Genomic DNA, 22,735 nt, shown 5'->3' on the forward strand with positions numbered 1-22,735 from the left:
AACTATGAAGAAAGTAATTTTAGCCATTTCTTATGGCCTATCAATAGTAGTAATACTCTTTAACCTTGGTTGTTCAACTTCTAGTGAAAAGCAACTATCAGAACAGGATGTGGCAATTGAATGGGCAGATATGTCACTTTTCATAACACAATACACACCATCAAACTCCCCAACTTTTGCCTCTCGTGGTTTCGCGTATATTGGATTAACAATGTACGAATCTATCGTTAATGGCTATGCTTCAAACATATCTCTAGAAGGTCAGTTAGATGGGCTTACAAACCTTCCTAAGCCAGACCCATCGCTAACTTATGATTGGGTACTTTCATTTAATGCAGCACAGGCAGATATTTTAAGGAGCATTTATGTACAGACTTCTAACGAGAATAAAGTACGTATAGATTCATTAGAAAATGCTATCCATAAGCAGTATTCGAATCTATTGGACAACAAAGAAACTGCTGAGCGATCGGCGGCTTACGGGAAAGCCGTTGCATCTGCTATTTTTGAATGGTCAAAAACGGATGGAGGCCATAGAGGTTATCTAGAAAATTTTGACAAGAAAATGATTCATCCAAACCGTCCGGGATCATGGAAACCTCCTTTATTCGCGCAATCTTTTAGTCACCATCCATTACACCCACATTGGGGCGAGAATAGAACTTTTGACAAAAAAAACCGTTCCTTACCACTACCTCATTTTATACCTTATGACACCTTATCAAATTCTCCTTACTACCAAGAATTTTTGCAGGTCTACGAGAAAGATTTAGCACTTACTAAATTAGAAAAAGAAGCAGCTATATGGTGGGGAGATGATCCTGATGTAACTTTTACACCTCCTGGACACTCCTTTTATATAGCCTCCTTGGCTATCGAACAAAAAAAACCATCTTTCATTAAATGTGCAGAGGTCTATGCAAAAACAAGTATTGCCGTTGCAGATTCTTTTATTAAGTGTTGGGAATGGAAATTTCACTTTTTTTCAGAACGAGCCAATACGTTTATTCCAAAACATATAGATGAAGAATGGGAATCCTTTTGGCCAGACCCGCCTTTTCCTGCATTTCCCTCAGGTCATGCTATCCAAGCTGCTGCGGCTGCCACTGTTCTAGAAGATTCTTTTGGGAAACAATTTCATTTTATAGATAAAGCCCATGAGGGCAGAGAGCGTGATGATGTTCGGGACACTGATTTTGTTCCAAGAGTATTCAATTCATTTTGGGAAGCCGCAGAAGAAACAGCAGACTCAAGATTCTATGGAGGCATTCATACGCCTCAGGATAATAGCGTAGGCTTGGAAGAAGGAATTAAAATAGCCAAAAATATCATTGAATTAGACTGGACAAAAACAGACCCATGAGAAAAAAGTTTTATTCTTTCTTACTTCTTAATTTTATAACCTTCATTTCTTGTTTAGGTCAAACAGCTTTTACGGACATTACTGAAGCAGCTGGAATTAATCATCAATTTCAAGTTTATGAAGGAACATTTGGTGGAGGCGCCACTGTTTTTGATTTTAATAATGACGGTTTTGAAGATGTATTTATAACCAGCGGCACAAAACCAGACGTACTATACTTCAACAACGGAGATGGTACATTTAAAAATATTTATGAGAATTCAGGTTTAGAGGCTAGTAAAAACTATGTTACTCAAGGCGCGGTTAGTGCAGATATAAACCGTGATGGATTTCGCGATCTTTTCATCACAACAATCAATACAACTGACAGTACGAATATTATTCCTAGGGCGGAAAATTTGCTTTTCCTTAATAACGGCAACTCAACTTTTAGAAATGCCACATCAGAATATCAACTAAGTGAATTAAACTCCTTCAGTACAGGCCCAAGTTTTGGAGATATAAATGCTGACGGATATCCTGACCTTTTTGTTGGTAATTATTTCCAAGAGTTTAAGGGCGAACTTGGAGTTTTAAAAGACGCTACCATAGTAAGTGCAAACCAGACATCAAAAAGCTACCTACTACTGAACAAGAATGGAAAAACATTTGAAAACGTTTACGAAGATTATAACCTAGGCCATAAGGGTTTTGGTTTTGGTGGAGTTTTTACAGATTATGATAACGATGGTAACCAAGATTTACTGGTCAATCAAGATTTTGGTTATAAGGCTGTTCCTAATTTTCTATATAAGAACTTATATCCTGAGAAATCATTCCTAGATGTTAGCGAAGAAAAGGGTATGGATCTAAAGGAGAACGCTATGGGTTCCTCTGTTGGAGATTTTAATGGTGATGGACTATTGGATTATTACGTCACGAACATAAAATTCAACCTTTTAATGCAAAACCAAGGTGAAGGAAAGCCTTTTATAGATAAGGCCAAGGAATTGGGAACCTATAATCTAGCCATAAGCTGGGGAGCAAACTTCGCAGATTTTGACCATGACGGAGATTTAGACCTTTTTGTTTCAAATGGAGATTTGAACCCTAATTGCACACCCATGGGCAACTTTTATTTTGAGAATGAAAATGCTGCTTTTACCGAAAAAGGAAGGTCAAAAGGTTTAAACGACTATGGTATAGGCCGAGGCTCTGTAGTTTTTGATATAGAAAATGATGGCGATCTAGATTTATTAGTTGTAAATCAAAAACCAACTTTAGAATACCCAACTCCGTCAAGAACTAAATTGTACAGAAATGATTTTGCAACTGGAAACTGGCTGAAAGTAGTATTAAAGGGAGTGAATGCCGAAAAAAACGGTATTGGGTCTAGAGTTGAAATAGTGGCCAATGGCCAACGTATGATACGTGAAATTGACGGTGGAGGATCCAGCCACCTGTCTCAAAACTCACTCATAGCCCATTTTGGGCTCTCCAGCACCACAAAAGTGGATTCGGTAATAGTTACTTGGGTAGGCGGGGAAAAGCAAGTTTTACTTGACCAAAAAGTCAATCAACAAATAACTATAACTGAAATTCCAGTAGAAAAAAAACAATCCTATTGGTTGATTGGTATTGTAGCAACTGGCATCTGCTTATCAGTTCTTTTAATCTATCGCAGAAAATCAGTAATTAAATAGAAGACTTAATTAAACCCTTCTACGCATAAGCCCTTCTCCAAACTCTTGCAAGAGTTCCTTTTTATCTGCTGAAATATCTAGAGTTTCAAGAAGTTTAAAAGCACGTTGGGTATAGTCTTCTATAGCTTTTTGGGTGTGTTCTGCAGAACCACTTTTTACAAAAATTTCTTTTATCGTTTCTATTTTTGCAGATGGGTCTTTCGGCTGAATAGAATACATATCCAATAATTCCTTTTTCTGTTCAGATGAGCCCAATTTTATGGCATTTATGTACAAATACGTTTTTTTGTTCTCAATAATATCCCCGCCAACTTGTTTTCCAAAAGTTTCTGGATCACCAAAAGCATCTAAATAATCATCTTGCAACTGAAAAGCTAAACCTAAATTCAACCCGAAATTATAGATATCACTTTGTTCTTTTTCTGATGCTTTGGCGATTATCGCTCCCATTTGCAAAGCTGCGGCTACGAGTACAGCCGTTTTATACTCTATCATCTTAAGGTACTCCGGCAAAGTAACATCATCTCTTTCTTCAAAATCGATGTCGTATTGCTGACCTTCACAAACTTCCAAAGCGGTTTTACTAAAAAGTTTCGCCAAGTTTTTGAACGTTTCCCCATCATAGTTTTCAAATAACTGATAGGCGGTAATTAGCATAGCATCTCCTGAAAGGATACCTGTATTGATATCCCACTTTTCATGAACTGTTGTTTTCCCCCTACGTAAAGGAGCATCATCCATAATGTCATCATGAACTAATGAAAAATTATGAAAAGTCTCTACCGCTAAGGCAGCATCTAACGCCATTTTATAATCGGTTTCAAATATTTCGGCAGATAGTAGCGTAAGAACTGGTCGTAGTCGTTTACCTCCTAACCCTAAAATATAGTTTATAGGGTCGTAAAGATTCTTAGGCTCCTTTTTAGTTGCCTGTTGTTCTAAAAATGAAATAAACTCTGAACGGTAAAATTCTATGGAATGCATTCAAGAAAATTTTTTCAAAAATAAGACCATTTAAACAAAGAACAGGCCTTTAGAGGATTTAGTAAGAAAATAACCTTATAAAAAGCATTTAAAACTCAATCATAGCCTTCTTAATGAAAAGTTAAATAATTGTAAAACTTTGGAAACTTTTTATGTTTTTAAAGTTTCCGAACTTATCTTTGCCGCTTCTATGAAAGAAAAAATTTTAGCCAAAGCAACCGACATGTTCTTGAATTTAGGATTCAAGAGCGTTACTATGGATGATCTTGCCAATGAAATGGGTATTTCTAAAAAGACCATTTATACTCACTACGCTAACAAAACTGCTCTGGTTCAAGAATGCACCGGCAATCTTTTTTGTGAAATATCTCAAGGCATAAACCAAATCTGTGCACTGCATAAAGACCCCATTGAAGAACTTTATGACATAAAGAAATTTGTGATGATTCATTTAAAAGATGAAAAATCGTCACCACAGTACCAATTGCAGAAATACTATCCAAAAATTCACAATACATTAAGAGACCAGCAATTTAAGGTAATGCAGGAATGTGTAGTGGCTAACATAAAAAGAGGTGTAGAAAAAGAAATCTATAGAGCAAATTTAAATATAGAATTCGTGTCCAGAATTTACTTTTCTGGTGTAACAAGCATTAAGGATTATCGTCTATTTCCTGAGGAACAGTTTCCTGTACGCACTTTAATGGATAATTATTTAGAATATCATATACGGGGTATTGTCACTCCAAAGGGAAGAAAAGTATTAAATGAAATTATCAACTCAAACCATGAATAAATGAGGACTATATATTTGACTTTGCTAGCACTGCTAATAAACGTGCTCGGAATTTCTCAAAATCCACCGGAAAAAACATACAGTTTTACACTAGACGAGGCTATAGCTTTTGCTTTAGAAAATAACTATAGCGCAATTAACGCTAATCGCGACGTTATAGATGCCCGAAAACAGAAATGGGAAACCATTGCAGATGGGCTTCCACAAATTAGTGGTTCTGTGAGTTATCAGAACCAATTAAAGCAGCCTGTTACAGTAATACCCGCAGAATTTTTTGGAGGTGAGCCAGGAACATATGCAGATGTAATCTTTAGCCAATCTCAATCTGCAACTGCAACTGCAACGTTAACTCAAAAGATTTTTGACGGTTCTTATATCGTAGGTGTACAGGCTACCAAGACATTTTTAAGTTATAGTGCCAATAATGAAGAAAAAACGGATCAAGAGGTCAGAAAATCTGTTGTAGAGGCATATGGCAATGTATTGTTAGCACAAGAAAGTGTAGCAATTCTAGAAAAGAATAAAGCCGTCTTGGATAAAAATCTTTTTGAAACAAACAAGCTGTATGAAAATGGACTTGGTGATGAAGAAAGTGTTGAACAGTTACAAATTACTTTATCATCTGTTGAAAGCCAGTTGAAAAATACGATTCGACTAGAAACTATAACGCGTCAAATGCTAAACCTTGTTATGGGTATTGCCATTGATGCACCTACCAAATTAGAGGAAGATTTAGACAACCTTGTCACAACTCAAATTGACTTCACCCTAATGGAAACCGATTTTAATTTGGCCAACAATGTGGACTATAGATTGGCCATGAATCTAACGGAGCAACGTTACTACGAGTGGAAATTGGCAAGAAGTAAAGCGCTACCCACTTTGAGTACTTTCATTAACTACGGTTCCTCTGCTTATTCTAATGACTTTAGTTTCTTTAAAGGTGACCAAGAATGGTTTGACTCATCTATATTAGGTGTTAGTCTTGACATACCACTATTCAGTTCCGGAAAACGTTCTGCCAGTACAGCACGGGCTAAGATTGCAATGGAAAAAGCAAAAACACAGCTATCCGAAGCAGAAGAGCAAATACGTCTTCAACTGGCAAAAGCGAAAAGCGATTATATTCTTTCCATTGAAGAGTATGAGACAGCTAAGCAGAACCTTGGTTTGGCGGAGCGCATAGAAAACAAAAACCAAATTAAGTATAAAGAAGGTATTGCCAGTAGTTTTGATCTACGCCAGGCACAAACACAACTTTATGATGCCCAACAAGGATATCTTCAATCAATGGTAGAAGTCATTAATAAAAAGACCGATTTAGAGGTCATTATAAACGAACCCAATTCTAATCTTAAGTAATTAAGATAAATAACACAACAAACTTTTTACGATGAAAAAAATACTATACTTAGCAACTGCCGCCTTACTTTTTTCCGCTTGCGGCGGGAAGGAAGCCTCTGTTAGCGATATCATTGCACAAGGTGATTTAGAAAGTATTCGAGCCAAAAAGACCGAGCTTTCAGAAAGACAAAAAGCTATAGAAGCAGAGCTTCATCAGCTAGATTCTGTTATTGCCACCAAGAACAATGATGAAAAACTTCCGCTAGTTACTACGGTAACTGCCAAAGAAGCCAAGTTTGATCACTTCTTAGAACTTCAAGGAAACGTTATGACCAAACAGAACGTTCTTGTTTACCCGGAAATGTCCGGTACTTTACAACGTGTTTACGTAAAAGAAGGCCAAAAAGTAAGTGCTGGTCAGCTATTGGCATCTATAGATGACGGCGGCCGTAGCAGTCAATTATCTCAGTTAAAAACACAGGCAGAACTGAGTAAAACTACTTTTGAGCGCAGAAAACGTTTGTGGGAACAAAAAATAGGTTCAGAAATAGAATATTTGTCAGCTAAAACTAATTACGAAGCCGCTGAAGCTTCTATTAAGCAAGCACAAAGTCAATTAGGAAAATCAACTATTAGAGCACCATTTGCTGGTATTATTGATAATGTGATTAAGGACCAAGGTACTGTAGTTTCTCCAGGACCAGGCTCTGAAGTTTTTCGTATCGTAAACCTTTCAGACATGTATATTGAAGTAGATGTTCCTGAAACTTATTTAGGTGGCATTACAGTAGGTAAAGAAGCTAAAGTATATTTTCCTGTACTTGGAGACACCGTCATTACTAAAGTAAGACAGACTGGCAACTTTATCAACCCTAGCAACAGAGCCTTTACTGTAGAAATTCCCGTTCCTAATAAGAAAGGAAATATTAAGCCCAACCTAACGGCAAAGGTTAACATTAACGACTACACAAGCAATGAGGCAATTGTTATTCCACAGAGCATTATCTCAGAAAATGCAGAAGGTGACCAATACGTATTCATAGCGGAACTAGATGGAGAAAAAAATGAAGCGGTATTAAAGAAAAGCATCATTAAAACAGGTAAAACGCAAGGAATTTTTATTGAAGTTCTATCTGGTATTAACGATGGTGATTATATTATTGAAGAAGGCGCAAGAAGCGTTAAAGATGGCCAGAAGGTAAAAATTCTAAACGACCAGACCAATGAGCAGTAAACAGCAAAAAAACGCTAGTAAAGAGTTTGGCCTATCATCTTGGGCTATAGACAATCCCTCGGTAATCTATGTAATGATCGCTATATTTTTATGGCTTGGGCTATCGTCTTACTTTGCCATGCCTAGGGAGGATTTCCCAGAGATTGTTGAGACTAAAATATACATTAGCACCATATATCCAGGTAACACTGCGGAAGATGTAGAACGTCTACTTACAGACCCGCTAGAAGATCGTTTAAAGAATGTGAGCAATGTGGTAGAAGTAACCTCAACTTCGCAAGAAGATTATTCAATTATTACAGTTGAATTTGATGAGGAACTAACCGTAGAACAAGCTAAACAAAAGGTAAAAGATGAGGTAGACAGCGAAAAGGCTAGTGAAGACTGGCCTACTTTTAATAATGCAAAGGTTGAACCCAACGTTTTTGACCTGAACCTTTCTGAGTCGTTCCCGATTATGAACGTGAATTTTACCGGAGATTATCCTGTAGAGAAGTTGAAAGAGTTTGCAGAATACATGCAAGATGAAATTGAAGACCTTCCGGAAGTTAAGGAAGTAAACATTCGTGGTGCACAGGAAAAAGAGGTAGAAATTGCTGTAGACGTCTATAAAATGATGGCTTCAAAGGTCAGTTTTCAAGATGTAATAAGTGCTATAGGAAATGGCAATTCTACCATGTCCGCAGGTAATATTCTTTCTGGTGGTCAACGGCGTACCATTCGTATTCTAGGTGAAGTAAAGGACCCTAAGGAATTAAAAGATTTTGTAGTAAAATCCGAAAATGGAGCAGTCTATCTAAAAGATATTGCCGAGGTTACTTTCTCAGAAGAGGAAAAAACCACTTTTGCGCGTGAATTTGGTACAAGCGTTGTGATGCTTGATATCAAAAAACGTTCTGGAAAGAATATGATCGAAGCAACCACCAAGGTTAGGGAGATTGTAAAAAAGGAACAAGAAAACTATTTCCCTGCAGATTTAAACATCACTATTGCCAATGATTCTTCCGGCAGAACCCTTAACCAAGTAGATGACCTTGTAAACAACATTATCTTTGGTATCATCTTGGTGGTTACAGTTCTTATGTTCTTTCTAGGATTTAGAAATGCCCTTTTTGTTGGCTTTGCCATACCTATGTCTATGTTCATGTCCTTTATGATATTGAATAATTTGGGCTACACATTAAACACCATGATTTTGTTCGGGATGATTATGGGTCTGGGTATGATGGTAGACAACGGTATTGTTGTTGTTGAGAATGTGTACCGGTTGATGAGCGAAGGGATGTCTCGTACCGAAGCCGCTAAAAAAGGTATTGGTGAGATTGCCTTTCCTATTATTATATCAACTTTGACTACAGTGGCAGCATTTGTACCATTGGGCCTATGGCCAGGTATTTTTGGACAATTCATGATTTATTTCCCAATAACCTTATCCGTAGTACTTGGTTCATCACTTTTCGTGGCAATATTCATGAACTCTATGTTGGTTTCACAGTTCATGGAAATTGGTGAAAAAGAACTTACCGTAAAATCTTTAATCCGTATTAGTGCCATATTATGTGGATCCGGGATTTTTATATTGATTTTTGGTGGAACGATGAGCGGTTTAGGATCGGTTATGATCTTAACTGCAGTTATGTTCTGGGTATATAAGTACGCCTTGAAAAAATGGGCTATCAGCTTTCAAAATGGGGCTATGGTAAGTTTTGAAAATTGGTATGAAAGACGGATTGCTCATTCTCTAAGAGGCAAGAATGTCTATTGGTATTTTGGAATTACTTTCCTTCTTTTGATTGCCGTATTTATGGCATTTGGAGCATCTTTAGGAAGTGGGCGGACAAAAGTAGAATTCTTTCCTGATAACAAACCAAATGAGATATATGCCTACATAGAATACCCTCAGGGTACGGCTATTGAAAAAACCAATAAGCTTACTAAGGAAATTGAAGAAAGGGTTTTTGCCGTTGTTAATCAAGATAAATACACCGATGGCGATTTTAACTATTTAGTTGAATCTGCAGTATCTCAGGTAGGCGAAGGAGCAGGAAACCCACAAACAGACGGTGGTTCTGCAGCAGAAATGCCGCATCGTGGAAAAGTAACCGTATCTATGCGCGAGTATAAGTATAGAGATGGTCGTGATACGGAGATACTTCGTGGCGAAATACAAGAGGCACTTACCGGTATTTATCCTGGGGTAGCTATTTCGGTAGAAAAAGATTCTAACGGACCACCGGCGGGATACCCAATCAACATTGAGTTAGAAGGAAAAGATTATACAGAATTGATCAGTGCTGCCGAGGACGTTCGAAACTTCATCAACACCAAGAACATTGCTGGTATTGAAGAGTTGAAAATTGATGTAAACAAGAGCAAACCATCAATGCAGGTTGTGGTTGACAGAGAGAAAGCTGGTGAACTTGGTGTTTCTGTAGGTCAAGTGGGACTTCAATTAAGACGTTCATTGTTTGGTGAAAAAGCAGGTGTTTACAAGCTTGATGGTGATGATTATGACATAAATGTGCGTTTTAATGAAGATATTAGATATAATAAAAATGCTCTTTTCAATCAGAATATTATTTTTAGAGACCCAGCAAATGGTCAGATAAAAGAGATTCCTGTTTCGGCGGTAGCCAAACAAAAAAACTCTTCTGGTTTTAGCGCCATAAAGCATAAGGACAAAGCAAGGGTGGTTACCATATACTCTCAACTAAAACCTGGTTTTAGTGACGCAGGTGCTATTGTAGCAGAGATTCAGAAAGAAATGGAGAATTTTAAGCAGCTTCCTACCGATGTAAAAATTGACTTTACCGGACAAATCGAAGAGCAGAATAAGCAAATGCAATTCTTAGTTGGTGCATTTTTCTCTGGACTTGGTTTAATTATGTTGATATTGATTTTCCAATTTGGAGGTATCTCCAAGCCACTTATTATTATGATTGCTATCTTTTTAAGCTTCATTGGTGTTTTTGGTGGATTGATGATTACCGGATGGTCTTTTGTAATTATGATGACCATGATGGGTATTATTTCACTTGCTGGTATTGTGGTGAATAATGGAGTGGTACTATTAGATTATACCCAAATACTTATTGACCGAAAGAAAGTAGAATTGGGCCTTAATGACAAAGACCTTATTTCATTGGAAGAAGTAACCGAAATTATCACTACCGGTGGTAGAGCTAGATTACGCCCTGTAATTCTTACGGCAATAACCACTGTTTTAGGGCTTATTCCGTTGGCAATTGGTCTTAATATTGATTTCTTCTCATTGTTCTCTGAATTTGACCCAAAAATCTATATGGGAGGTGACAATGTTGTTTTCTGGGGACCATTAGCATGGACGGTTATTTTTGGATTGATTGTAGCAACCTTTTTAACTTTGATTATTGTACCGGTATTATTCAACATTACCTACAGAATAAAGATTGCTGTTTGGGGAAGAAAAAAGGAACGACCCGGAACTACAGAAAAAAGTTTAGAAGCATCAGTTTAAAAACTAAGCTTTACTTTATAAAAAAACCCGCCAATTGGCGGGTTTTTAATTTTCTATATTCTGTACTGAACTAAAATTTGAAAGTCAAACCAGCATTAATCACCGTTCCATTGAAACCAAATTGATTCACTTCCCATGGGTATTTAAATCTACCCCCTAAGTCAGTGACAAAATCGCCTTTAGTATCTATTTCATCCGGATAGACATTGAAAAGATTATTTGCCGAAATCGAACCTGAAATCTTATCAGTAAAATTATAACCAATAATTAAATCGGTTATTACTTTACCTGCAAAAGTTTGGTCAAAAGCCTCATCCTCTGTTGGCAGAGGTCCATTCCCCAAATCAACACCATTAAGTCCGTTACTACTATGCATCCAGCTTACCTCTCCAAAATAAGTATTATTAAGTGCCAAATTCATTTTTCCAATATTATAATCAAGACCAAGTAAAACTTTACTCTTTGGCCTCGCCGATGTTATTCTTGATTGTTCTTTTCTATTGAAAATTATATAATCATTTGCAGCCAATAAAGGTGGCGTATCAATTTGCCCTTCTATTTTTGTTTCATTAAAGTTGGCGGCCAAAGTAGCAGAAAATATACCACTGCCTATTTTCATATTTCGATAATTCAAAACTACATCTATCCCAGTAGTATTTGTATTAACAGCATTAACAAAGAATTTAAGACTGGTAATACTATTATCATTAAGAATCTGTTCAATCGGATTGGTGGTAGTATCATCTCCATCATTACCGATTTCTCCAGTAAAAAGTACTCGGTCATCTACTTTAACATTATAGAAATCCAGGGAGGCAGTAAAATTATTAATCGGTTCAAATGTTATACCCGCAGAAATATTCTTTGATGTTTCTGCTGTTAATTGTGGCACGCCCAAACCTTCTCTAATAACGGGGTCAACATTGTTAAACGTACCTTGATTAGATATGGTTCCCCCTGATACTAATGTTTGAATATTACTTAAGTAAATCTGATGTAAAGATGGTGCTCTAAAACCTGTACTATATGAAGCTCTCAAAGCTCCTTTTTCTCCCAAAGAATATCTTCCGTTCACCTTCCAAGAAACATTATCTCCAAAATCACTAAAATCTTCATATCTAATAGCTCCGCCAATCAAAAATTGTTCTGTTGGCTCCCACTCCAAATCTCCATAAACACCAAAATTGCTTCTTTTGGCAATAACGGCATTAGCAGGTTGTAACCCAGGAAAAGATTGTGCTCCACCTCCAAAATATGAGGCGGGTTCACCCGCTTCTGCTGTAAAACGTTCCTCTTTTATCTCTGCACCAAAAGCAATACTCACCTGACCTAGAATACGAGAAAAATCTAAATTAGCAAGTGTATTGCTAAACGAATACGCACCTACATCAAATGAAGTTGGGCTATTCGCCCCTAAATCAACGTTCAGGCTATTATTAACTTCGTAATCAATAGCGTTTCTACCATATGTACCACTCAAATCAACATCAAAACCTAAGACTTCTCCTTTTACCCCAACAGTAGCGTTATTATCCCTGACGTCTGTTTCAAAAGTTGGTTGAAAGCCTTGGTATTCTGTACCCGCTTCGTGAAGTAAATTAGAAGGGTCAGATACCCAATATGGCGGTCTGTACAAAGCAAAGCTCTTTCCTTTTCTATACGTGAATCCTCCAAATGTATAAAACTCACCTTTCCCATTCTTAAATGGAACCCCAGCGTTAATGAAAATGTCCGCTTTATTTAATTTAGGCTGACCTACAGTCATACCCAAATCTGGATTAGATGATAACCAAGAAGACCAGGTAGGGTCGTCAGCAGAAACACCAAAAAGTACATCATCTCCTGGTGTACCAGCTCTATTGGTTTCTTCTTGCTCATAATAACCTACTGTTAAATTAAGATACCCTCCATTATCACCAAGATTAATAGAAGTATTAACATCTGCACCAAGCTTAAAGCCATCTCCTTCAGTTGTAATACCAGATGTAACATTTACAGTAGTATACTCAACATTCTTATTCAAAACCATATTAATAACACCCGCAATTGCATCAGAACCATATTGAGCAGAAGCCCCATCTCTTAAAACCTCAATTCTAGATATTGCAGCAGCCGGTATACTTTTAAGGTCTACTCCCACCTCACCTTTACCTGGTGTATCATTGATATAAACCAAAGCACTTTGGTTCTTCCTTTTTCCATTTACTAAAACCAACGTTCTACTTGGTCCCAAGCCTCTCAAATCTGCTGGATCAAAATGAGCCGTAGCATCAGATACGGTTTGTGTAGTTGAATTAAACGAAGGCACTTTATAGGTCAACATTTTATCAATGGTGGGCTGCCCAGTATTACGCAATTCAGAAACACCAATATTATCAATTGGAACGGGAGAGTCTAAAATTGTTCTAGGCTTAGATCTGTTGCCCACTAATATAACTTCATCAAGAGCAACTCCTTCTTGTAAAGTTACATTTACCTCTCCTGCTTCAGTAACGTTAACCTCTTTTGTATTGAATCCAATAGAAGAGAAAACTAAAAGCCCAGGAAAACTATTAATTTCAATATTGTAATTTCCATCAAAATCGCTAGTGGCTCCATTCGTTGTTCCCTTAGAAACGACATTAACACCAGGAAGTGGCTCTCCATTTTGGTCCATAATATTCCCCGTAATCGTTCCTTGAGCAAATACCGTAATTGGCAGTGTTAAAAGTGCAAGGAGATATAACTTTTTAAGTAAAGCTTTCTTCATTTTCTATGTTTTAAATTCATCATTTTATTACCAAGTTAATCAAGAATTGCCATAAAACTAAACTATCTGTTAAATTTTGGTGTTTACAAGGGCAATTAATTAAGATATGACCAACTAAAACGATTGGCATAATTTTTTAGACGATACCATCATATCTTCTTACATTTGTTCTTTAAACCTATTTAATAATGTACAGAAGCCATACTTGCGGAGAATTACGAGAATCGCATATTGAAACTAAGGTAACCCTATCCGGATGGGTACAAAAAACCCGAGACAAAGGTTTTGTGGTCTGGGTAGACCTTCGTGATCGTTATGGTATAACGCAGTTGGTTTTTGATGAAGACCGTACGTCTTCAAAATTATTAGAACAAGCAAGGTCTTTGGGACGTGAATTCGTAGTGCAAGTAACGGGTGAGGTGATCGAAAGATCTTCTAAAAACCCTAAACTATCCACTGGAAATATAGAGGTCTTGGTAGACGAGGTTACTATTCTAAACGAATCAAAAACACCTCCTTTCACCATAGAAAATGAAACCGATGGCGGTGAAGACCTACGGATGAAATATCGTTATTTAGATATCCGAAGAAATCCTGTTAAAAACAATCTTATTTTTAGAAGCAAGGTTTCCATGGAAGTACGAAAGTACCTCAGCGAGCAAGATTTTATAGAGGTTGAAACACCTTATTTGATAAAATCAACTCCAGAAGGAGCTCGTGATTTTGTAGTACCTAGCCGTATGAACGAAGGTCAATTCTACGCCTTGCCTCAATCGCCTCAAACTTTTAAGCAATTGCTTATGGTTGGTGGCATGGATAAGTATTTTCAGATTGTGAAGTGCTTTCGCGATGAAGACCTTAGAGCAGATAGACAACCAGAGTTTACGCAAATTGACTGTGAAATGGCTTTTGTTGAACAAGAAGATATTCTTGATGCTTTTGAAGGTCTTACCAAGCATTTGCTAAAAGAAATTAAAGGGTTTGAAATATCTGCCTTTCCAAGAATTACCTATGATGATGCTATGCGAATCTATGGTAATGATAAACCAGACATTCGTTTTGGGATGGAGTTTGGCGAATTGAACGCCGTAGCTCAACATAAAGAGTTTGGTGTATTTAACTCTGCAGAACTGGTAGTTGGTATTGCCGTACCCGGTGCAGCAAGCTATACACGTAAAGAATTGGATGCCTTAGTGAATTGGGTAAAAAGACCACAAGTGGGCGCCATGGGAATAGTTTACGCAAAATATAATGAAGACGGAAGCTTTAAATCTACCGTAGATAAATTTTACGCCCAAGAAGATTTGGCCAAATGGGCCGAAGCTACACAAGCAAAACCAGGAGACCTTATTTGCGTTCTTTCTGGGGATGCAAACAAAACCAGGGCTCAACTAAGCGCCCTAAGGATGGAACTTGCCGAAAGACTAGGTTTAAGAAATCCTGAGGAATTTGCTCCGTTATGGGTTATTGATTTTCCATTATTGGAACTTGATGAAGAGACCGGAAACTATCATGCCATGCACCACCCATTTACTTCACCAAAACCTGGTCAGTTAGAATTACTGGAAACTGATCCAGGCGCAGTACGTGCCAATGCATATGATTTAGTCTTAAACGGCAATGAAATAGGTGGCGGTTCTATTCGTATTCACGATAGAGATGTACAAAGCACAATGTTCAAACACTTAGGTTTCACTCCGGAAGAAGCAGAAGCGCAATTTGGTTTTTTAATGGATGCTTTTCAATACGGAGCTCCACCACATGGAGGTATTGCATTTGGTTTAGACCGATTGGTATCTATCCTAGGTGGACAAGAAACTATTAGGGATTTCATCGCCTTTCCAAAGAACAATAGCGGACGTGATGTTATGATTGATGCTCCTGCAGCTATTGACCAAGAACAGCTTCGTGAACTAAATTTAAAGCTAGATATCAAAGCATAGAAAACAAATCCCGCTTTGAAGTGGGATTTTTTCATACTTTTAGGTAGCAAACCTGTCTAATGCCCACCAAACTACAAAGACTATCTACCAAATTTTTAAAATGGCGATATAAAAATATCTCCAACAAGACTTTTACGCAGATTATGAGCGTATTAGTGGGGCTTTTGGCGGGTCTAGCATCAGTTACCCTAAAGAATATTGTATACTTCATTGAGGTCTCTTTGAAGAAAGGGATTTTTATCTCGAACAACGGACTTTATTTTATTTTACCGATTATAGGTCTAACCCTAGTTTACCTTTATGTAAAGTACATCCATAAGGAACCATTACAACATGCGGTTTCTTCTATACTTTTTTCGCTTTCAAAAAAGAAAGGCGTAATTAAGCCAAATCATATTTATACTCAATTAATTGCAGCACCTTTAACTATTGGCTTTGGAGGGTCCACCGGTCTTTTAGGCCCCGCTGTTGCATCGGGAGCCGCTATAAGCTCAAATATTGGTCGCTTTTTTCATATTAACGCCAAAACCCGATCGCTTTTAATTGCCTGTGCTTCTGCTGGAGCAATCGCTTCTATCTTTCAATCGCCCATAGCCGCAATCATTTTTGCCGTAGAAGTTTTTAGTTTGGACTTTACCATGCTTTCCATGCTTCCGTTATTGTTGGCTTCCATTTCAGGAGTACTAACCTCTTATTTTTTTCTAGGCAATGAGGTACTTTTCAATTTTACCCTTACACAGAATTTTGAAGTAAAGGATACCTTCTTTTATATCTTATTAGGAATAGGAACAGCTTTTGCTTCTATCTATTTTACGAGGATGTACTTTCGTATACAGAAACTATTTGCTAAATTAAAATCACCTAAGTATAAACTTCTCGTAGGTGGTTTGGCCATAGGTATCATGCTCTACTTTATTCCACCATTATACGGGGAGGGCTTTAGCTTTATCAACGACCTATTACACGGAGACCATATTAAAGCACTGGGTAAAACACCCTTTGATAAATATATAGAAAACATTTGGGTGGTTATTGCCCTTTTATTTGGGATTACCATATTTAAAGCCGTTGCTATGACCACTACGTTGGCTGCTGGTGGTGCTGGTGGAATATTTATACCAACTATGGTAATGGGTAGTGCCCTTGGTAATGTAATGGCCAAAATTATTAACCATTCCGGTTTAGGTTTTTCCGTTTCAGAAAGTAACTTCACATTAATAGGAATGGCGGGTCTTATTGCCGGTGTGCTTCATGCCCCCTTAACTGCAATATTTTTAATTGCGGAAATTACAGGCGGCTACGAACTATTCGTGCCCTTAATGATTACCTCATCCATATCTTATCTCATAACTAAAAATGCAATTGATTACACCATATACACAAGAGAGCTAGCCCAAAGCGGAGATTTACTGACACACAATAAAGACCAATCGGTATTAACTCTTATGAAGCTAGATGATGTTATTGAAAAAGATTTTAAAACTGTAAATCCTGATATGACATTGGGAGACATGCTACACAAGTCCGTTGCAAAATCAGCTAGGAATATTTTTCCTGTAGTTGATAAAAACCAATCTTTGGTAGGTATTGTTTTATTAGATGATATTAGAGAATTTATGTTTGATACCTCACTTTATGAAACCACCAAAGTAGAGACCTTTATGCACAATGCTCCTGAACACATTTTCCACGGAAAGGATAGTATGCAAAAAGTGATGGATAAATTTCAGAATAGTGGCGCTTGGAACCTTCCGGTTATTAAAAAAGGTAAGTATATAGGTTTTGTTTCGAAGTCTAAACTCTTGACCGCTTACCGAAGAGAACTTATAAATTTTACAAGATAAGATGTAAAAGGTTTTGTAATTTTACAAGAACTATGAAATATCTTGTATCCTTTATAACCCTAGTCTGTTTTGCCTCAATTATCTACGGCTTTAATATTCAGGAAGAAAATCTACCCCTAAGTCACAAATTCATAGGCTCGGGCACGTTGGGACTGTTTCTTGTTGCGATGCCTTTATTTCTTTTCACCTATAGTAAAGGAAAGAAAATGAAAGACTATATGCTAACTGATGAAAACGTTAGAAAAATGAGGGGAGAAGAACCTAAAAAGACTAATAATCAATAATGTTTTATCTGCACTAAACTAACTATTACCCGTGTTCTGTTAGGGTTTTTAGTTCTTGTTTCTTCTTTCAGCAAAAAATCGCTTTAATAAATCACTTGCTTCGGTTTCTAAAAGACCACCTACTATTTCCGTTTTTGGATGTAATTTCGTTCCCATAACCCCGCAACCTCTTTGTGGGTCTTTTGCGGCATATACTATTTTCGATATCTGACTCCAATACAGTGCGCCAGCACACATCTGGCAAGGCTCTAGGGTTACATAAAGGGTACAGTTCTGTAAATATTTACCCCCTAAAAAATTAGCTGCAGCTGTAATAGCTTGCATCTCTGCGTGGGCCGTAACATCATTCAATTGTTCCGTAAGGTTATGTGCACGAGCAATAATCCGGTCTTGTATAACTATAATAGCCCCAATCGGCACCTCTTGCTTTTCATAAGCAGCTTCTGCTTCTTGAAGTGCTTTTTTCATGTAATAGGTGTCATCAAAAGGCTGTATCATAACAAGGGTTTAACACAAATTTATGCCATACTTTTCGAAAGATCCACATAACTTGTGATCATTAAGAATCCGCAACCTAAAAACCCACTATAATTAGCTTCCCTCAAACCCAAGGCTGAGCTAAAAAAAATTGTCTCAGCACTGCTAAACACGTATTTTTGCAACTTACACCTCTAATTTGGAATCACTTTTAAGCCATATTACTTATCCCGAAGATTTACGCAAGCTTCCAAAGGAACAACTTCCGCAACTTGCGAAAGAATTAAGGGAGTTTATAATTGATATTGTTGCTACCAAAGAGGGGCATTTAGGTGCTAGCCTAGGAGTTGTTGAACTTACCATTGCCTTGCATTACGTATTTAACACTCCGGATGACAAACTTATTTGGGATGTTGGCCATCAAGCTTACGGGCATAAAATACTAACGGGTAGAAAAGAAATTTTTGATACCAATCGCCAATTAGGGGGTATAAGTGGATTCCCAAAACGAAGCGAAAGCATTTACGACGCTTTTGGTACCGGACATAGTTCCACTTCTATTTCGGCTATTTTGGGTATGGCTATGGCCGCCCAATTAAACGATAAAAACAACAGACAACACATTGCTATAATTGGCGACGCCTCTATAGCTAGCGGTATGGCCTTTGAAGCGCTGAACCATCTTGGCTCTACAAATTCTAACGTATTGGTCATCCTAAACGACAATGCCATTGGAATAGACCCAAGTGTAGGAGCTTTAAAAAAATACCTGACTAACGTAAAAAAAGGTATTGCAAAAGACGAGAACATATTTGAGTGTCTCAACTTTCATTATACAGGTCCTTTAGATGGACATGACCTTAATACACTTGTAAGTGAGCTAGACCATTTGAAGTTGGTAGCCGGACCAAAATTACTGCATGTTATTACCACCAAGGGGAAAGGCTTGAAAAAAGCCGAAGAAAACCAAGTGACATACCATGCACCTGGTAAATTTGACAAGCTAACGGGTGAACTTCAAAAGAAACCAATTGTCGCGAACGAACCTCAAAAATACCAAGATGTGTTTGGACATACGTTGGTAGAATTGGCTCAAAAAAACAAAAATATTGTTGGTATAACACCAGCTATGCCTACCGGAAGCTCTCTAAAATATATGATGGAGCAAATACCGCATAGGGCTTTTGATGTTGGTATTGCGGAACAGCATGCCGTAACCTTAGCCGCAGGTATGGCTACAGAAGGTCTAGTACCATTCTGCACTATTTACTCTACTTTTCTGCAGCGTGCATATGACCAAGTTATACATGATGTGGCTATCCAGAACTTACCCGTTATTTTTTGTTTAGATAGAGCTGGTATTGTTGGCCAAGATGGCGCAACCCATCATGGTGTTTATGATATTGCCTATTTGAGGTGTATACCCAACATGTATGTTTTTGCTCCTATGAACGAAACCGAACTTCGCCATATGATGTATACTGCTCAGTTGGGATTGAATCATCCTATAGCCATTAGGTACCCAAGAGGTAGGGGCATTCAAAAAAAGTGGCAGACTCCTTTTGAAAAAATAAAAATTGGAAGAGCTAGAGAATTAAAAAAAGGCTCTGAAGTTGCTATATTAACTATTGGTCATATCGGAAATACCGTTTCTACTGTTATAGAAGAAATTGCAGAAAAGGAGAAAATTGGTCATTACGATATGCGGTTTATAAAACCGTTGGATAAAAAGCTACTTATTAATATATTTAAGGAATACAAACACATAATAACCATTGAAAATGGCAGTAAAATAGGTGGTTTTGGGTCTGCAATCCTGGAATTAGCAAATGAACTTGGGTACACCCAAAAGATTCATATTCTTGGTATTGATGACATTTTCTTAGAACATGGCACTGTAGAACAATTACACGAACAAGCCAAAATTGACCAACTAAGTATAACAAAACAAATAAAAATGCTACTTAATGAATAACTCCCCTACTACCTTTTACCTATTTATTTTTCTCTTCTGCATTTGTCTTCACCAAGTTTCTGGGCAGGCCCAAGACTCTATACCTCCTGTAAAAAAAGAATTTGTTGATTACGTGGTAATAGACACAACTGTAGTAGACACCGTAGTGATAAGAAAAACACAAGACAAAATAAAATTTGTTCCGCGTAGTGTAGATTTAATGAATCCTGTTATTTCATTTAATCGCACTAATGCTCTAGACGAGAAACCTAATAGATTTAAGATTCCATCTTTTTGGACAACGGTCAACAAACTTGGCGCCAATTTTAGTGAGGTGGCATTCGTAAACTGGAACGCGGGTGGTAACAACTCCATATCTGCCTTGGGAAATGCCCGTTTTGAAAGAAATTACAAATTTCGTTATATACAGTGGGATAATTATATGGAGATGCGCTACGGCCTTAACGTACAGGACGAGCAGAAATTAAGGAAAACAGATGATGCCATCCGCTTTAGTTCCACCTTTGGTCTTCAACGAGACACCATTAGTAATTGGTATTATTCAGCAAAAGCCAACTTCAACACGCAATTTTCCAATGGTTATTCATACCCTGATAGATCAACACCAATTTCTCGTTTTATGGCACCGGGCTATTCATTTTTAGGAGCAGGAACATCCTACATTACTAAAAATCAAAAATTTAATCTTTACATTTCGCCTATCACTCAAAAGGCAACATTTGTTTTAGATGAGGACTTAGCCAATAAAGGTTCTTTTGGTGTGGAAAGGGCAATTTATGATGATGATGGTAACGTTGTTAAAGAAGGGGAAAAGATTTTTCTAGAATTTGGTTTCTTAGTTACGAATCAGTACGAGAAAGAAATAATGAAAAATATGATTTTAAAAAATCGTTTAAGCCTTTATACGGATTACCTCAGAAAGTTTGGGAATATAGATATAGATTGGGAACTTAATTTTGACTTAAAAGTCAACAAGTATGTTTTAACCACCATAGGCACTCATATTATATATGATGATGACATTCGTTTTGACGAAGAACTAAATGCCAATGGCAGCGTATTAAACCCAGGCAAAACCCGTATACAATTCAAACAATTACTTGGAGTTGGCGTCTCTTATATCTTTTAAAGCTGCTTACCCATAATTTTATTATGAATATGTACTGCGGCACTATCTGAAAGGCTTGCAACATAGCAGCAGATATTCAATAAAATATGATAGACAGAATTATCTGTATCTCTATAGAACTCAGGAAGCGTTTTGAGCATTAAAGCATCATAATTAGAAGCTTTATCTTCTTTCTTGCGAATAAGGGCATTGGTATACACATCCAATATATCAGAAATTATTTTATAGCCCGCAATCTCTTTTTCAATAACTTCTTGAGAACGGTATATCTTTTCTACACTTAAAGAAATTATATCTTCAATCTGGGCTTTAAAAGCACTTTGATCCAGCAAACTGGTTTGAAAAGTACCATTCAGTATTTTATCTTCGTTTTCAATGAACACAGAAATTGCATCGCTTATCAAAGTATTTATAGCAAGTGCCCGTAAATAACTAAGCCTATCTTCTTTAAATTTTAAAGAATTATACTTTTTGGTATTTATGCTATTTTTAACTAATTTAATAAGGTACTCCAAAGCATAATCTTCAGAGATGAGCCCAAGGTTAATACCATCTTCAAAATCTATTATAGTGTAACAAATATCATCTGCAGCCTCTACCAAAAATGTTAGCGGGTGTCTTGCAAAAGAGATGTCTTCTCCATCTCTGGTCTGTAAAAGGCCCAAATCTGCTGCCACATTTTGGAAAGCTTCTTTATCAGGTTGAAAGAATCCAAATTTCTTATCAGCTATGTGTTTTGTGGCTTTCTTAGGCAAGGACTCTTTTGGGTACTTCATAAATGCGCCTAAAGTAGCGTAGCTTAATCGCAAACCACCTGTCACGCCTTCTCGTGATTGGGATAATAACCTAAAACCATTGGCGTTACCTTCAAAATCTACAATATCCTGAAACTCCTTTCCAGATAGAATGGATTGATATTTTTTTCCGTTTCCGGTGATAAAGTATTCACCTATTGCCTTTTCACCGCTATGACCAAAAGGTGGGTTTCCAATATCATGAGCTAATGCGGCTGCGGCGACAATAGCACCAAAATCATTGAACTTGTACCCATATATCTCACTTAAAAAAGGATGTTTTTCCAAAATTTTCTTTCCTGCAATACGTCCTAAGCTTCTTCCAACAACCGAAACCTCTAAACTATGTGTCAAACGGGTATGAACAAAATCTGTTTTTGACAAGGGTATAACTTGGGTCTTATCTTGTAAACTTCTAAACGCACTAGAAAAAATGATACGATCATAATCTACTTCAAAACCTAACCTTGTTTCATCTTGCTCCTTTCGTAGTCTTTTGTGCGTATCACCTTGACGTTTAAGAGACAATAAATTTTCCCAGTTCATAATAGTTTTTTATGTCCTGCAAGTTACATTTTTTCGATTTCAATATACTTTTCAAACCAAAAGAACGCACCGTTATTTAACCTTAAGAAAATCAA

15 protein-coding genes are annotated in these 22,735 nt (G+C 37.2%); 11 read left to right on the plus strand and 4 right to left on the minus strand.

All coding sequences use genetic code 11. The annotated features are described in order from the left end of the window. The first annotated feature begins 4 nt into the window (after window positions 1–4). Together IWB64_RS04940 and IWB64_RS04945 are read left to right on the plus strand one after the other, a co-directional pair. Window positions 5–1,363: a vanadium-dependent haloperoxidase gene (locus IWB64_RS04940; RefSeq protein WP_194532947.1), complete on the plus strand. Its 1,359-nt coding sequence runs from the start codon at window positions 5–7 to the stop codon at window positions 1,361–1,363. Beyond that, window positions 1,360–3,045 (plus strand): CRTAC1 family protein, encoded by a 1,686-nt coding sequence (locus IWB64_RS04945; RefSeq protein WP_194532948.1) that lies wholly within the window; start codon window positions 1,360–1,362, stop codon window positions 3,043–3,045. The genes IWB64_RS04940 and IWB64_RS04945 overlap by 4 nt, the downstream gene beginning before the upstream one ends. A gap of 9 nt (window positions 3,046–3,054) precedes the next feature. On the opposite strand, the gene IWB64_RS04950 is transcribed toward IWB64_RS04945, so the two are convergent. Further along, window positions 3,055–4,029 carry a polyprenyl synthetase family protein gene (locus tag IWB64_RS04950; RefSeq protein ID WP_194532949.1) on the minus strand — a complete coding sequence of 325 codons (975 nt, stop codon included), beginning with the start codon at window positions 4,027–4,029 and terminating at the stop codon, window positions 3,055–3,057. Between the two features lie 190 nt (window positions 4,030–4,219). Here IWB64_RS04950 and IWB64_RS04955 point away from each other — a divergent pair, with 190 nt between their 5' ends. Genes IWB64_RS04955 through IWB64_RS04970 form a run of 4 tightly spaced genes read left to right on the plus strand, consistent with a single transcriptional unit; the run spans window position 4,220 to window position 10,899 of the window. Further along, on the plus strand, window positions 4,220–4,825 hold the full coding sequence (locus IWB64_RS04955) for a TetR/AcrR family transcriptional regulator (RefSeq protein ID WP_194535813.1): 606 nt from the start codon (window positions 4,220–4,222) through the stop codon (window positions 4,823–4,825). Then, window positions 4,826–6,187: a TolC family protein gene (locus IWB64_RS04960; RefSeq protein WP_194532950.1), complete on the plus strand. Its 1,362-nt coding sequence runs from the start codon at window positions 4,826–4,828 to the stop codon at window positions 6,185–6,187. It abuts the gene before it with no gap. A gap of 31 nt (window positions 6,188–6,218) precedes the next feature. Next, entirely contained in the window at window positions 6,219–7,403 is a 1,185-nt protein-coding gene (locus tag IWB64_RS04965) for an efflux RND transporter periplasmic adaptor subunit (protein ID WP_194532951.1), read from the plus strand. Further along, window positions 7,393–10,899 carry an efflux RND transporter permease subunit gene (locus tag IWB64_RS04970; RefSeq protein WP_194532952.1) on the plus strand — a complete coding sequence of 1,169 codons (3,507 nt, stop codon included), beginning with the start codon at window positions 7,393–7,395 and terminating at the stop codon, window positions 10,897–10,899. The genes IWB64_RS04965 and IWB64_RS04970 overlap by 11 nt, the downstream gene beginning before the upstream one ends. A gap of 70 nt (window positions 10,900–10,969) precedes the next feature. Here the strand turns inward: IWB64_RS04970 and IWB64_RS04975 are convergent, their stop codons facing one another. Beyond that, the gene (locus tag IWB64_RS04975; protein WP_194532953.1) at window positions 10,970–13,648 is read right to left on the minus strand and encodes a TonB-dependent receptor; all 2,679 of its coding nucleotides are present in this window, start codon (window positions 13,646–13,648) and stop codon (window positions 10,970–10,972) included. A 188-nt stretch (window positions 13,649–13,836) separates the two neighbouring features. Between IWB64_RS04975 and aspS the strand changes: the two genes are divergently transcribed. Genes aspS through IWB64_RS04990 form a run of 3 tightly spaced genes read left to right on the plus strand, consistent with a single transcriptional unit; the run spans window position 13,837 to window position 17,719 of the window. Further along, complete coding sequence (gene aspS, locus IWB64_RS04980; protein ID WP_194532954.1) at window positions 13,837–15,591, plus strand: aspartate--tRNA ligase; 1,755 nt, start codon at window positions 13,837–13,839, stop codon at window positions 15,589–15,591. Window positions 15,592–15,650: 59 nt separating this feature from the next. Continuing rightward, the gene (locus IWB64_RS04985) at window positions 15,651–17,435 is read left to right on the plus strand and encodes a chloride channel protein (RefSeq protein WP_194532955.1); all 1,785 of its coding nucleotides are present in this window, start codon (window positions 15,651–15,653) and stop codon (window positions 17,433–17,435) included. A 32-nt stretch (window positions 17,436–17,467) separates the two neighbouring features. Beyond that, on the plus strand, window positions 17,468–17,719 hold the full coding sequence (locus tag IWB64_RS04990) for a hypothetical protein (protein ID WP_194532956.1): 252 nt from the start codon (window positions 17,468–17,470) through the stop codon (window positions 17,717–17,719). Between the two features lie 48 nt (window positions 17,720–17,767). Here the strand turns inward: IWB64_RS04990 and IWB64_RS04995 are convergent, their stop codons facing one another. Then, entirely contained in the window at window positions 17,768–18,217 is a 450-nt protein-coding gene (locus IWB64_RS04995; protein WP_194532957.1) for a nucleoside deaminase, read from the minus strand. Between the two features lie 178 nt (window positions 18,218–18,395). On the opposite strand from IWB64_RS04995, the gene IWB64_RS05000 reads away from it, so the two are divergent. Together IWB64_RS05000 and IWB64_RS05005 are read left to right on the plus strand one after the other, a co-directional pair. Then, window positions 18,396–20,171, plus strand: coding sequence for a 1-deoxy-D-xylulose-5-phosphate synthase (locus IWB64_RS05000; protein ID WP_194532958.1), 1,776 nt, complete (start codon window positions 18,396–18,398; stop codon window positions 20,169–20,171). Then, window positions 20,164–21,300, plus strand: coding sequence for a DUF3078 domain-containing protein (locus IWB64_RS05005; RefSeq protein ID WP_194532959.1), 1,137 nt, complete (start codon window positions 20,164–20,166; stop codon window positions 21,298–21,300). Before IWB64_RS05000 ends, IWB64_RS05005 begins: the two co-directional genes overlap by 8 nt. On the opposite strand, the gene dgt is transcribed toward IWB64_RS05005, so the two are convergent. After that, complete coding sequence (gene dgt / locus IWB64_RS05010) at window positions 21,297–22,640, minus strand: dGTP triphosphohydrolase (protein WP_194532960.1); 1,344 nt, start codon at window positions 22,638–22,640, stop codon at window positions 21,297–21,299. The genes IWB64_RS05005 and dgt overlap by 4 nt on opposite strands. Window positions 22,641–22,735: the final 95 nt, after the last annotated feature.

The organism is Zobellia nedashkovskayae (assembly GCF_015330125.1).
Taxonomy (GTDB): domain Bacteria; phylum Bacteroidota; class Bacteroidia; order Flavobacteriales; family Flavobacteriaceae; genus Zobellia; species Zobellia nedashkovskayae.

Bases quoted from the DNA above. Each gene is read 5' to 3' on its own strand.
- IWB64_RS04940 (WP_194532947.1), top strand. From the start codon at position 5: ATGAAGAAAGTAATTTTAGCCATTTCTTATGGCCTATCAATAGTAGTA.
- IWB64_RS04945 (WP_194532948.1), top strand. From the start codon at position 1,360: ATGAGAAAAAAGTTTTATTCTTTCTTACTTCTTAATTTTATAACCTTC.
- IWB64_RS04950 (WP_194532949.1), bottom strand. From the start codon at position 4,029: ATGCATTCCATAGAATTTTACCGTTCAGAGTTTATTTCATTTTTAGAA.
- IWB64_RS04955 (WP_194535813.1), top strand. From the start codon at position 4,220: ATGAAAGAAAAAATTTTAGCCAAAGCAACCGACATGTTCTTGAATTTA.
- IWB64_RS04960 (WP_194532950.1), top strand. From the start codon at position 4,826: ATGAGGACTATATATTTGACTTTGCTAGCACTGCTAATAAACGTGCTC.
- IWB64_RS04965 (WP_194532951.1), top strand. From the start codon at position 6,219: ATGAAAAAAATACTATACTTAGCAACTGCCGCCTTACTTTTTTCCGCT.
- IWB64_RS04970 (WP_194532952.1), top strand. From the start codon at position 7,393: ATGAGCAGTAAACAGCAAAAAAACGCTAGTAAAGAGTTTGGCCTATCA.
- IWB64_RS04975 (WP_194532953.1), bottom strand. From the start codon at position 13,648: ATGAAGAAAGCTTTACTTAAAAAGTTATATCTCCTTGCACTTTTAACA.
- aspS (WP_194532954.1), top strand. From the start codon at position 13,837: ATGTACAGAAGCCATACTTGCGGAGAATTACGAGAATCGCATATTGAA.
- IWB64_RS04985 (WP_194532955.1), top strand. From the start codon at position 15,651: ATGCCCACCAAACTACAAAGACTATCTACCAAATTTTTAAAATGGCGA.
- IWB64_RS04990 (WP_194532956.1), top strand. From the start codon at position 17,468: ATGAAATATCTTGTATCCTTTATAACCCTAGTCTGTTTTGCCTCAATT.
- IWB64_RS04995 (WP_194532957.1), bottom strand. From the start codon at position 18,217: ATGATACAGCCTTTTGATGACACCTATTACATGAAAAAAGCACTTCAA.
- IWB64_RS05005 (WP_194532959.1), top strand. From the start codon at position 20,164: ATGAATAACTCCCCTACTACCTTTTACCTATTTATTTTTCTCTTCTGC.
- dgt (WP_194532960.1), bottom strand. From the start codon at position 22,640: ATGAACTGGGAAAATTTATTGTCTCTTAAACGTCAAGGTGATACGCAC.